At 34.5% G+C, this 13,075-nt stretch carries 11 protein-coding genes and 1 rRNA gene; 2 read left to right on the top strand and 10 right to left on the bottom strand.

The window, feature by feature from the left end:
- Positions 1-115 precede the first annotated feature (115 nt).
- The 3 genes from ACY3JO_RS04285 to ACY3JO_RS04275 form a co-directional block, all read right to left on the bottom strand.
- Positions 116-1,663, bottom strand: a 16S ribosomal RNA gene (locus ACY3JO_RS04285).
- Positions 1,664-1,670: 7 nt separating this feature from the next.
- The gene (locus ACY3JO_RS04280; protein ID WP_463084247.1) at positions 1,671-1,808 is read right to left on the bottom strand and encodes a hypothetical protein; all 138 of its coding nucleotides are present in this window, start codon (positions 1,806-1,808) and stop codon (positions 1,671-1,673) included.
- Between the two features lie 60 nt (positions 1,809-1,868).
- Positions 1,869-3,614 (bottom strand): ATP-dependent DNA ligase, encoded by a 1,746-nt coding sequence (locus tag ACY3JO_RS04275; protein ID WP_463085575.1) that lies wholly within the window; start codon positions 3,612-3,614, stop codon positions 1,869-1,871.
- A gap of 80 nt (positions 3,615-3,694) precedes the next feature.
- On the opposite strand from ACY3JO_RS04275, the gene dapF reads away from it, so the two are divergent.
- The gene (dapF, locus tag ACY3JO_RS04270; RefSeq protein ID WP_463085574.1) at positions 3,695-4,555 is read left to right on the top strand and encodes a diaminopimelate epimerase; all 861 of its coding nucleotides are present in this window, start codon (positions 3,695-3,697) and stop codon (positions 4,553-4,555) included.
- On the opposite strand, the gene ACY3JO_RS04265 is transcribed toward dapF, so the two are convergent.
- The 5 genes from ACY3JO_RS04265 to ACY3JO_RS04245 all read right to left on the bottom strand — a co-directional run bounded on the left by ACY3JO_RS04265 (position 4,552) and on the right by ACY3JO_RS04245 (position 8,562).
- Positions 4,552-5,028, bottom strand: coding sequence for a ferritin-like domain-containing protein (locus ACY3JO_RS04265; RefSeq protein WP_463085573.1), 477 nt, complete (start codon positions 5,026-5,028; stop codon positions 4,552-4,554). The genes dapF and ACY3JO_RS04265 overlap by 4 nt on opposite strands.
- Before the next feature lie 21 nt (positions 5,029-5,049).
- A complete protein-coding gene (locus ACY3JO_RS04260; protein WP_463085572.1) occupies positions 5,050-6,357 on the bottom strand; it encodes a TldD/PmbA family protein in 1,308 nt (435 codons plus the stop codon).
- Positions 6,358-6,368: 11 nt separating this feature from the next.
- Positions 6,369-7,760, bottom strand: a complete 1,392-nt coding sequence (locus ACY3JO_RS04255; RefSeq protein WP_463085571.1) for a TldD/PmbA family protein — start codon at positions 7,758-7,760, stop codon at positions 6,369-6,371.
- 70 nt (positions 7,761-7,830) lie between these two features.
- Complete coding sequence (locus ACY3JO_RS04250; protein ID WP_463085570.1) at positions 7,831-8,016, bottom strand: ferredoxin; 186 nt, start codon at positions 8,014-8,016, stop codon at positions 7,831-7,833.
- Between the two features lie 84 nt (positions 8,017-8,100).
- A complete protein-coding gene (locus tag ACY3JO_RS04245) occupies positions 8,101-8,562 on the bottom strand; it encodes a DUF192 domain-containing protein (protein ID WP_463085569.1) in 462 nt (153 codons plus the stop codon).
- 44 nt (positions 8,563-8,606) lie between these two features.
- On the opposite strand from ACY3JO_RS04245, the gene ACY3JO_RS04240 reads away from it, so the two are divergent.
- The gene (locus ACY3JO_RS04240; RefSeq protein WP_463085568.1) at positions 8,607-9,683 is read left to right on the top strand and encodes a DUF763 domain-containing protein; all 1,077 of its coding nucleotides are present in this window, start codon (positions 8,607-8,609) and stop codon (positions 9,681-9,683) included.
- On the opposite strand, the gene nfi is transcribed toward ACY3JO_RS04240, so the two are convergent.
- Both nfi and ACY3JO_RS04230 read right to left on the bottom strand, forming a co-directional pair.
- On the bottom strand, positions 9,660-10,337 hold the full coding sequence (gene nfi, locus ACY3JO_RS04235; protein ID WP_463085567.1) for a deoxyribonuclease V: 678 nt from the start codon (positions 10,335-10,337) through the stop codon (positions 9,660-9,662). The two genes, ACY3JO_RS04240 and nfi, sit on opposite strands and share 24 nt — an antisense overlap.
- The gene (locus ACY3JO_RS04230) at positions 10,327-12,840 is read right to left on the bottom strand and encodes a glycoside hydrolase family 57 protein (protein WP_463085566.1); all 2,514 of its coding nucleotides are present in this window, start codon (positions 12,838-12,840) and stop codon (positions 10,327-10,329) included. The genes nfi and ACY3JO_RS04230 overlap by 11 nt, the downstream gene beginning before the upstream one ends.
- Positions 12,841-13,075 lie beyond the last annotated feature (235 nt).

Below are 13,075 nucleotides of genomic sequence, written 5' to 3'. Positions count from 1 at the left end.
CGGCTGATTACTGCATCATCCCTCTCTATCTTCTCTTGTCTAAGGTACAAAGATACAAGGAGAAAAGAGGGAGAAGAGATAAAGGAAAAAGAGAGCACTTTTCTTTCTCCATAAGAAAGGAGGTGATCCAGCCGCACCTTCCGGTACGGCTACCTTGTTACGACTTCACCCCAATCATCCGCCCCACCTTCGGCAGGCTCTTCGCCTGACTTCGGGTGTTGCGGACTCTCGTGGTGTGACGGGCGGTGTGTACAAGGCCCGAGAACGTATTCACCGCAGCGTGGCTGATCTGCGGTTACTAGCGATTCCGCCTTCACGCAGGCGAGTTGCAGCCTGCGATCTGAACTGGGGGTGGCTTTAGGGATTCGCTCCACCTCGCGGCTTCGCTCCCCTCTGTACCACCCATTGTAGCGCGTGTGTAGCCCAGGGCATAAGGGGCATACTGACTTGACGTCATCCCCACCTTCCTCCGGCTCATCGCCGGCAGTCCCCTTAGAGTGCCCGGCTTTACCCGCTGGCAACTAAGGGCAGGGGTTGCGCTCGTTGCGGGACTTAACCCAACATCTCACGACACGAGCTGACGACAGCCATGCACCACCTGTGCAGGCTCCAAATAAGGGAAAACCCCCTCATTCGGCACTTACCCTTTCGGGTAAGCTTTCAGCCTGCATGTCAAGCCCTGGTAAGGTTCTTCGCTTAGCATCGAATTAAACCACGCGCTCCACCGCTTGTGCGGGCCCCCGTCAATTCCTTTGAGTTTTAGCCTTGCGGCCGTACTCCCCAGGCGGGGCACTTATCGCGTTTGCTGCAGCACGGAGAGTCTGACTCCCCACACCTAGTGCCCATCGTTTACGGCTAGGACTACCGGGGTATCTAATCCCGTTCGCTCCCCTAGCTTTCGCGCCTCAGCGTCAGGGCCAGTCCAGAGAGCCGCCTTCGCCACCGGCGTTCCTTCCGATATCTACGCATTTCACCGCTACACCGGAAGTTCCGCTCTCCTCTCCTGCCCTCTAGCTTAGCAGTATCAGATGGCCTCCCCAAGTTGAGCTTGGGGCTTCCACATCTGACTTGCTAAGCCGCCTACACGCCCTTTACGCCCAGTAAATCCGGACAACGCTCGCCCCCTACGTCTTACCGCGGCTGCTGGCACGTAGTTAGCCGGGGCTTTTTCCTCGGGTACCGTCAGTTCTCTTCCCCGAGAAAAGAGGTTTACACCCCGAAGGGCTTCCTCCCTCACGCGGCGTCGCTCCGTCAGGGTTTCCCCCATTGCGGAAGATTCCCGGCTGCTGCCTCCCGTAGGAGTCTGGGCCGTGTCTCAGTCCCAGTGTGGCCGACCACCCTCTCAGGCCGGCTACCCGTCTTCGCCTTGGTGGGCCATTACCCCACCAACTAGCTGATAGGCCGCAGGCCCATCCCAGAGCAGTATACAGAGTTGCCTCTGTATACTCTTTCCTTACCTTAGCTCTCCGCTCGGTAAGTATATGGGGGTTTAGCACCCCTTTCGAGGTGTTATCCCCCTCTCTGGGGTAGGTTACCTACGTGTTACTCACCCGTGCGCCGCTCTCACTCCTATCGGTTATCCCAATAGGAGCTACCGCTCGACTTGCATGCCTTAGGCACGCCGCCAGCGTTCGTCCTGAGCCAGGATCAAACCCTCCATCCAATATATATCATACCTTCTCTTTCGGGTCTGTATCCTCGCTCCCTATATGCCTTCCTCTCTTCTTCCTTCTCTCTTCTCTCTCCCTTTTCTCCCTTTGTCTAATGTGCATCCGCCCTTTACCATCGGGCGGATTAAATTCTATCATATATATTTCCCTTTTGCAAGAGGGGGAACAAGAAAAAATATAAAAAAGGCAAAAAAGCCTTTATACCTCTTGATCTTCTTCTACCTTCTCTCTTCTTTGATTTCTAAACATTTCTAAAATTTCAGAGACAGAAGTTGCATCATAAGGACCTTTATCCTCTCTAATAAAGCCAATAACTCTTGGGAATCTTAATGCATAACCTAATCCATCAGTTTCTTTTCCACATGTATGCACAGGGCTTCTCGTTATTTCATCAGCTTGAATTTCTACCACATATTTAGGTTCTACCCATACATCAGGTTCTATTAAAGAATCAACATTACTGGGTTTATGGTCAACTTTTACTTCATCTAAAACTTCCCTAAATTTTACCCATTCCTCTTCCGTTGGGCCTGTTCCTATTTTTGCTATAGTCTTAAACAGATCTCTCTCTTGATCATACACTCCAACAAGAAGGGCACCTATTCCAAATTTTGCTCTATGTCCTCTCCCTTTAAAATATCCAAGAATCACACAATCAACTGTATCTGTGAGATGACTTTGATAAGATCTCTTTAATTTTATCCAGTTAAAATTTCTTACTCCTGCCTGATATGGGGCATCTAATCTCTTAGCTACAATACCCTCCAATCCTTCACTAATACATTCCTCAAAAAACATCTGTATTTCTTTCGGATCACTAGTAATAATATTCTTTGTTATAAAAATTTTATCTCCTTCTTTTATATTCTCTTCTAATTTTTTTCTTCTTCTAAGATAAGGTAAGGATGTAATATCTTCTCCATCTACATATAAAATATCAAAAGTAAATAGCTGGAGAGGAAAAAGTTCTGCCATTTCACTGATGTTATATTTTCTCTTTCTTTGAACAGTAACCTGAAAAGGATAAAATTCTCCAGTTTCGGGATTATAAGAAATAGCTTCACCCTCAATTATTATCTCCTCCTTAGGTATCTGATTAAGTATTCCTTCTACTAAATCAGGAAACATATGGGTATTATCTTCTAAATTTCTTGAGAAAATTTTGATAATTTTACCTTTTTTATGTACCTGACACCTAAATCCATCAAACTTAGGTTCTATTGAGCATTTACCCATTTTTTTAATGATCTCTTCAGGCTTAGAAACCCTTTCCGCTAATGCCATCCTTATAGGTCTTCCAACTTGTACCTTGATTTTCTTTAGAGCTTCTGTACCTCCTTCCCAAAAAACCTTAGCCACATATCCTAAATCAGAAGTAATATTAAAAGCTCTTTCTATAAAAGACCTTAGAGTCTTATCTTTTGCCTTTGCATAAGAAAGAGCATCCATAATTGTTGGCTCTCCTATTCCAAGCCTTAATTTCCCTAAAACTATTCTTACCAGATATTTTGCTCCTTCTGAAGTTAAGGAGTTTATAAGGAAAGCCAATCTATTTACTTTAGCATCAACACTTCCTTCTCCAAAGATACTAGCTATCTCATATAAAACATTAAACACCTCAGTAATTGATAAATCCTTTTCTCCTCCTCTATGGTATCTTATTACAATTTCTCCCAAGTCTCCTATTTCTTTATAAACCCTTTCAAGTTCTGATATAGGCACTATAAATGCTAAAGCCATAGCTCTTAATACTAATTTATCTGACATACCAAACTCAACTTTTTCATATTCAGGAGCAACTCTTCCATTTAATAAATAGATTATCTTATCAATTTCTTCTTTATCTGCCCTTTTAAATAAATCGGCTAATATTTCAGTCATCTCATTTCTTTTTGTAGTAATTTCTAACCTTCTAAAATATTCGGCCAATTCACTAAAAAACATACCTATTCATTCTCCTTTCATTAAAATCTTTTGATATAATTAATTTTATCACTGTAAAAAAGAAGGGAGGAAAATTAGTTATGGAATTTGTAAAAAGTCATGGTCTTGGAAATGATTATATAGTCCTTGAAAAAAATAAAATTGATTTTATATTAAACGAGAAAAACATTAGATTAATATGTAATAGAAATATGGGTATAGGATCTGATGGCATCCTTGTATTTGAAAAGATTAATTATAATGAATTTGCTGTCAGAATTTTTAATCCTGACGGAAGTGAAGCAGAAAAGAGTGGCAATGGACTCAGAATTTTGGCTAAATATATATATGACTATGGTTTTACCTCTCAAAAAGAATTTTTTATACACACATTAGGAGGAAGGGTTAAAGCCAACATAATTGAGGAAAAAAATAACAAAGCAAAAAGTATAGAAATTGAAATGGGAAAAGTTACCTTTAATACTAAAGAAATTCCTGTAAATACAAAAGAAGAAGAAATTTTAGACAAAGAATTGGAAATAGATCATGAAAAAATAAAAATAACCTGTCTTTCCATAGGTAACCCTCACTGTGTGTTTTTTGTTGATAATATTGATGAAGAAAAAATTAAAAAATTAGGTCCAATTTTGGAAAATCACCCTCTCTTCCCAAACAGAACAAATGTTCAAATGGTAAAGGTGATATCTCCTAAAAAAATAGAGATAAGAATATGGGAAAGAGGTGCTGGCTATACACTTGCATCTGGTAGTAGCTCTTGTGCAGCAGTTTCAGCAGCATATAGGAAAGGTCTTGTCAATAATTATGTAGAGGTTCTTATGCCTGGAGGCGAATTAAAAATAAGAATAAATAAAGATTGGACAGTTAACCTCATAGGTCCTGTAGAAGAAGTATTTAAAGGTCAATTCTCTGAAGAATTTTTGGAAAAACTTAAAGAGATTTAAATCATTCCTTTTTTAAATTCTGTTAATTGATATAAATGGTCTTTCTCTTGTTTTATTATCTCAGAGAGGATTTTTCTATCTTTCTCTGGTATAAATGGTTCTATCTCATAATAAAATAAAAGAGAATCCTTCTCAAGTCTGATAGCAAGATCTAATACTTCTTCTTTTTTCCATACAGTTTTCTTGGTAAGTTCATCCCAATCAATAAATATCTGTGAATCCACCCAAGCATGTAAATATTTATTAGCTTCTTCATCAGGATAAGCAGATACAAAACCTTCTTTTTCAATCTCACGATAAATCTCTTTAAAAGTTATTGCATGAGCATGCTCCTGTACAGCAAGATATGAAAATAGTCTTTTTAAGTCTTCCTTCTCCACTTTAGATTCCATCATTTTATAAAATTTTTCACCCTCTTCTTCCAAGTGAATTGCCATTTCTAAAAGATCAGCAGAAGAAAACATCTTTACCATTTTCTATGAAACCTCCTTTTTTTACTTTCCAGATACCATAACATCTTCTAACTTTATCATTGGAGAAACTACATTCCCTTTAAAATATAATTCGCTTCCTACTTCAGATATTGAATTTAAAAGATCCTTTAAATTTCCAGCAATGGTCATCTCTGCTAACGGTTTATAAAATTCACCATCTTTTATTTGCAAACCTTCTATACCTAAGGAAAAATCTCCAGAAACTGTATCTGCAAGATGTAATCCCATTAAAGAAATAATATAAATACCATCTTTTACAGAAGATAGTATCTCTCTCTCTGTTCTAATACCTGGCTTTATATACATATTGAAGGGGGCTATTTTAGGTAGACTCTTAAAATTAAGACGCACTCCATTTCCAGTAGAATTTCTTCTTTCTTTATTAGCAGTGTATAAATTATAAAGATATTCTTTTAATATTCCATCTTCAATAAGATACTTTTTATATGTTTTAACTCCTTCATCATCAAAAGCCCTTGGAACCAATGACCTTTCATCAGTAGGATCTTCTATAATACTCAATACTGGAGATGCCACTCTTTGATTAATTAATCCCTTTAACAATGATTTGTTTTTCTGAACATTGTCAGCAATAAACATATATGAAAGAAGCTCTAAAAAATCGCTTGCCACATCTGAGGGAAGTAAAATTGTGGTACGCTTAGATAGGGTTGGCTCAGCTCTCAATAAGCTCGTAGCCTTCCACACAACCTTATCTACTAAATTATCAAAATTCAAATCATACCAGGTTCTTCCAGCATCAAACTCAAAACCACTTCTCTCACTATTCCCATCAGAAGCTGAAATTTCTGTATAAACATATTGATATTGATAATTGTATTCAAGGAAAGTATTTAATGTATTTATTATCTTATTATTTTCACATGTTTTCTCCCAAACTATATTTCTTATACTTTTTATTCTCTTATCCTTAGAATATATTTTTTTCTCAATTTCTTTAAGAGTGTTAATTCTCTCCTCTATCGGAGGATCCTCAATATATCTTTTTATATCCTTGGCTTCCACATCTTTTACTAAACTCCAACTTTCATCAATAGGCATATAATCAACATATGCCAATGCCTTATTTATAGCTTCCTCCACATTCTTAATATCTGTAGTATATGAAAAACCTTGCTTGTTTTTTTTAAGTATTCTTATACCTATACCTTGTTCTTTTGATACTTGATATTTTTCTACCTCTACACCATATATTGTTAAAGAATGTTTTTCCTTTTCTTGATAAAAAATTTCTCCTTCAACTTTACTTTTCTTAAGAAGTTTCAAAACAAATTCTACATCTAACATGATTAAAAAATTTAATCCTCCCTCTTTTTAGTTCCACCTACAGTAATCTCAGATATTAATATGGTGGGCATTCCATCAGTAACAGGTATACCCTGACCATCCTTTCCACATGTCCCTGGAGTAAAACCAATATCATCACCTATTAATTCTATTTTCTCAAGGATTTTAGGCCCATTACCTATCAAAGTGGCTCCCCTCACAGGATTTTTAATTTTTCCAGATTCTATCATATAACCTTCTTCAATCCCAAAAACAAAATCTCCTGAGACTGTATCTACTTGACCACCACCCATTTTTACCACATAAAGACCTTTTTCTACTTTATCTAACATATCCTCTAACTTACTATTTCCAGGAAGGATAAAAGTATTAGTCATTCTTGGGATTGGCGGATATCTAAAACTTTGTCTTCTACCATTGCCAGTAGGGGCTACTCCAAACTTTTTAGCAGTAATTCTTGAATGCATATAACCCTTTAATATTCCCCTGTCTATTAACACATTATAATTTGTTTTAACTCCTTCATCATCTACATAAGAACTTCCATATTTTTCTTCCAACACACCAGCATCTACTAATGTTACATAATTAGGAGCTACTTTCTCCCCTATCTTACCTTTATAAACAGAAACACCTTTTTCAACTAAGTCTGCCTCCAAACCATGACCTACCGCCTCATGAATTAGAACACCCCCAGCCTGAGAAGAAATAATCACAGGCATAATTCCAGCAGGTGCTTCCTCAGCTTCTAACATTAAAATAGCTCTCCGAGAAGCCTCTAAAGCTACATTCTTAACCAAATCCTCAGTAAAAAGTTCCCAGCCTAAAGTAGCTCCTACAATCTCATAACCAGTTTGTATAAGTCCATCTTTTTCACCAACTGCAAACCCATAAACGACGCTTCGCACTCTCTTTTCTTCTACAAAATCACCATCACTATTTGCTATAAGTATTTCCTGGGTATGGTTCCTTATTACTGATGTAAATTGGACAATTCTTGGACTATAATTTCTTGAACTTTCATCCATTATTTTCAAAAGATCAATACTTTCCCCAACCTTTACCGATTTATAATCTTTCAATGTTTTGGTAATAAATTCCTTTTTATCCTCCAGAATTATCTTTTTATTGTTTTCTCCTTTAATAACTACCTCTGATAAATCATGAGCAAGCTTCTTTAAACCCAATTCACTTATATCAGTAGTATAACCATAATATACTTTGTCTCCTTGAATAATCCTTATACTAGCCCCTATATCCTCTCCATAAGTTACTTCTTCCGCCTTTCTATCATCCCAATAAAAATAAAGGGAATGAGAATTTTCTAAAAATATTTCTGAAAATTCTCCCCCATGTCTGAGAGCAATATCAAGAATCTCTTCTATTAGGTTTTTATTTAACATATTCGTTAACCTCAATTATTAACCTTAAGAGGGGAGAGTTTTATCTCCCCCTCAAATCTTTAAACAATTCTTAAAGAGTAATAGCACCGACTGGACAAGAATCTGCTGCATCTTGACAGCAACCTGCAGACTCGCAATCAGTCCCTTCTCTTACAACAGCTTTTCCTTCGCTATCAATCTCAAAAACATCAGGGCATAAAGATGCACAAACACCACACCCAATACAAAGTTCTCTGTTTACTTCTGGTACGCTCATTTAATTAACCTCCTTTTATAATAGTATTATCATCTTAAAAAATTCTCATTAAAGAATAGAAAATTTTATCCTAAAAGTCAACAATTATTCTCTTATATAATCTATTTTAGCTCCTACAGAGAATTTAAATTTTTCAAAAAATCCTGCTTTAACTTCCAAAGCATATCTATAGGGTTTTGGACTATAGTACACAGGACACTCTTTTCCCTCTTTACATGGTAACATTCTCTGAATATTAAAGATAATCTTATCAGAAGAGATAAATGCAATATCTAACGGTACGTACGTATTTTTCATCCAAAAACCATAAGACACATCGGTGGGAAATATAAAAAGCATTCCATACTCCCATGGTATATCCCTTCTATACATGAGTCCTAAAGTATGCAATTCTTCCCTATCAGCTATCTCTATTGGAATCTCCAAACTTCTATTGTTTTGGGTAATAATAAGTCTTCCTTTTGGAAAAACTGTCTTAGATGTTCCCAAGGATACTAAAGATATAATTAGGAGTCCAAAAATAATTAAAAATATAAACTTTTTCATTACATAATAGCCCCTTTCTTTTTATTTATTGCTATAATTATAGTATGCTAAGAAGAGAATTTGCAGAATTACCTCTTCATACTGGTAAAGCACCTCAATGGCTTTTTCAAAGAATGAAAAAGCTATCAAGAGAAATCATTCTTCTATTCTATATGGAGAACAAAATTGATGATCTTATAAAAAAAATTTCGGATCCTTTCTGGTTTCAAGCTTTAGGATGTATATTAGGCTTCGATTGGCATTCCAGTGGACTTACTACAACTACTGGATCCGCACTTAAAGAAGCTCTTAGAGAAATTCCAGATGACATAGGACTTTATATAGTAGGAGGAAAGGGAAAAACAGCTTTAAATACTCCTAAAGAAATCATAAAAATATCAGAGAAGAGTAGTATTGATCCAAATAAATGGATCTTTATAAGTAGAATAGTAGCGAGGGTAGATAATAATGCCATTCAGGATGGATATCAATTGTATACTCATCTTTTAGTATTTACAAAAAATGACAAATGGTGTGTTATCCAACAAGGAATGAATGAAAAAAACCATTATGCAAGAAGATATCATTGGTTAGGAGATGAAATAAAAAGTTTTGTGGAAGATCCCCATAAAGGTATTATTAGTGAAAGATTTGAAAATTACGTATTAAACCTGGTTTCAAAAGAAAGTAAAAAAGCTCAGGAAACAATAACATATTTATTTCATGAAAAACCAGAAGATATAACAAGGTTATGGGAAAAAGTCTCTTTAAGACTACCTCCTTACCATCCAATAACTGCTAGAGAAATAAAGCCTGAAAATCTTAAGACTGTATTATTGAAAAATTATGAAAATCCTCCAAAGGATTTCCAAGATTTAATGCTAAGAGAAGGTGTAGGAGCAAAAACTCTTAGAGCTTTAGCATTGATATCCGAGCTTGTATATGGAAATCCAGCAAGCATAAAAGATCCAGCAAGGTTCTCTTTTGCTCACGGCGGAAAAGACGGACATCCCTATCCTGTAGACAAAAGAAATTATGATAAATCCATAGAAATATTAGAAAAGGCAATTAAAAATGCAAAATTAGGTAGAAGAGAAGAGATAGATACTCTTAAAAAATTATCTTTCTTTTTTAAGATCTAACAGAATTTTTTTACTGTATATGTGGGCTAATCTTATAGGTTCAGGCAATCTGTATTTGAAAGTGCAATTAATCGAAATTTTTATAGAGGATTCTAACGAAACTTTATGACCAGGAGATATATATACAGGTTTTACATTCTCTTTTGTCCTTAACACTGCACCAATAACCTCTTCCTTATCATATATATAACTAAATGCTCCCTTTTTATTATTAGGTTCTTTAAAATCTCCTATTAATAAATTTTTAGCACAACCTATGGTTGCTATATCTAATACTACACCTACATGAGATGCAATACCCAATCTTCTTGGATGTGCTATACCTTGACCATCAAAGATTAATATATCAGGCTTTATTTTAAGTTTCTCCCAAGCTTTCATTATACTTGGGCCTTCTCTAAAACTTAAAAAACCTGGCATATAAGGAACTGTTACATCAATTGAATGATAAGAAATTTCTATTAACTCTAATGTTTTGTAATTCATAACTACAATAACAGATAATGCCACATCATTAGAAAAAGATGTATCTACACCACCTACCGTGTTTATATTAATAAACCCATCTTTTAAAATAATTTTTCTTTTTAGCTCCTCTTGAATTTTTATTGCTTCATCTCTACTTTTCCAAACAAAAAACCTTTCATAATCCATAAATCTCTATACTTCCTAACTTCTCCATCTCTATATTAAGATTCTTATCCCCACCACATTTACTCATATAAGCATTTATAAATCTTTTCATTGAATTTTTGGGATTGAGAATATAGACATTATTCAATTTTACAGAGTAAGCAAAAGGATAAAATACAGTGTACTCTGACAAGAGAAAAATATTTAAATCTCTTAAGGCTTGTAAGAATAAAATAAATTCATCTAAATAAATAATTTTTCTTATTTTAAAAATATCACTAGAAAAAGATAAATCCATATTATTATCAAAAGTTTTATTCTCTATTACAACTTTAGTATAAAGGTTATAAAATTCCCCTTCTTTTCTCTTTAGTATAAAGGACTCTATAATAGCCACTTTTTCCTTATTTACTCTTTGAAAATAAAGCTTTGTTATAAGTTCTTCCAGAAATCCTGGCTTTCTAACCATAAATCCTTTAGAGTCTTTAGGATAACTCTCTAAAACCTTTGTATCTTTAAGAAGCTGAATATCAAAAAGAAGCTTTTCATTATGTAAAAAAACTATATTAAAGGGAATTCTTATTTCAAAAATCTCATCTAATGCCCAAAATATACCTTCACTTAAAGATGTTTTATTGTCCTTTGATATTTCTAAGGATAACATTTCTTTAGTATAATCCATAAAATTTAATTTTAAGGATATTCCTTTATCAAAGAAATCACTTACATTCCCATTCTTTATATCAATCCTTATATAAAGATTCTCAAGATCATAACCATAATATATTCCCTCTATTAATCCATCCTCCTCCAAAAGATTTAAAGAAGAAAGCATCCACTCATCTTGGAAAGAAACTTTCCCGTCTATTTTAGGAGTAAAAATAAAAGATTCTCTTGATTTCCAAATAGGATTTTTAAAGACAATTGGAAAATCCAAAAAAGTAGGATAATCCTTATCTAGCGATTTAAAAACATTTTTTAAATGCACTCTAAATATATAATCAAATACCTCATCATAGCCTGACTCTTGATCATCTCCATACCACCAGAACCAATCACTCCCCTCCGCAGCCCATAAGCTTCTCCAATCTAAACTATCCTTATCAAAATAGGCTTTTTTAATCCCCCTTTCTAAATAGGCTCTAACTAAACTCAAATAATCCCAAGCCAAATTTTCTTCAAGCTCTCCAATCCAAGTAGTAAGATCAGCATTTATCCAGGATCCTGTAAAAATATAGTTTAAAGTATCCTTTGGAGGATTTTTAAGTATAAACTCTCCAACCGTTGTAGTTTCAACTTCATTAGAATTTTCAATCAACGTATAAAGATGCCTTAAAAAATCTCTACCATCATTATCATAATATTCCCAGCAGTTTTCACCATCCAAAGCAATAGTCAATAGATAAGACTGATCCTTAGGTAATCTATCCTTTATTTTAATTATTCTCTCATATAGATCCTTAGCTGCATCATAGGGATTCATATTCATATAAACAAAGCCTATCCTGTCTGATAAGAACCGATCTCTAAATACCACATTAACTTCTTTACCATTAATATTTACTCTATACGTTTTACACAAAACTTCTGGATTTAAAATATTTCCATTACTATCTCTTACTATTTCTTTTCCAATGGTTTTTCCAAGAATTTTCTCATCTGCAATTATCCACTTTATATTAAGCTCAGAGCATAAAACTATAACTTCTGGAGAAACAGCCTCTTCAGAAGGCCACATTCCTATAGGTTCTCTTGAAAAAATTTTTTTATAATATTCTTTTCCTAAAATTATTTGAGCTTCTGCATCTTCAGGATAAGAAAAGGTAAAAGAAGGTAAAGGTAAATCTGGAGTAGATATCTTAGCATTCTCGGTACTTACAAGAAGTGGTAATATGGGATGAAAAAAGGGAGAAAAAGTTATTTCTATTTGCCCTGAATCTTGCACCTCTTTATAAAGAGAAAATAAATTTTTAATTATATAAAACTGTTTCTCAATCAGTTTTACTTTTTCCTCCTCATTAAAAAATCTTCCTTTTTTACATAATCCTTTCAAAAATTCATCCTTTTCCCTAAATTCAGGATCAAACCAAGCCAGATTATATAAAACCTGCAAATCTAAATAATCCTGATTAGAATAATCTTCATTTTTTAACTTTTTATCATACAATTCTTTAAACCTTTCAAAAATAAACCCCATTTTCTCCTTATTAAGCAGAAAAAAGTTGTCTTTAATAAATTTTCTTTCATTTTCATTTAAATCCTCTACTTTTTTAAGTGTATATTCAAGCCAAAGATCCGTAGTTGTTCCATTTAAATATTCTTCAATCTGCATTAGTAAACTTGGAACTAAATTAAAAGTTTGTTTAATTTTAGGAAAATCTCTTAATATGGACACCATATTGTAATAATTTTTAATTGCATGAAGCCTCACCCATGGAAAAAGGGAAAGATTATTAATAGTATCTTTATAATAAGGTTGATGCATGTGCCATACAAAAGCTATATATAATTTTTTTTCATTCATTATATGAACCTCCATATATTAATACGTGTTAAAAATCAAGTGTATAATATCATTATATTCTTTTATCATCAAGTAATTGACGATTATTAGGTTAAGTGTTATAACAAAGAAAAAAAGAAGGGAGGGAGAGAATAAATTGTATGAGTAGTAAGAATGAAGACGTAATTCCGAGATGTAACTTTTTCATTACAACAATACAAAGGAAAGGAGATAAGATATCATGGAAAAAAGTAGA

The sequence above is a fragment of the Dictyoglomus sp. LHC4 genome (genome assembly GCF_055181355.1).
The sequence above is the reverse complement of the archived record's forward strand: the minus strand, read 5'-3'. Positions and strand labels throughout refer to the sequence as shown.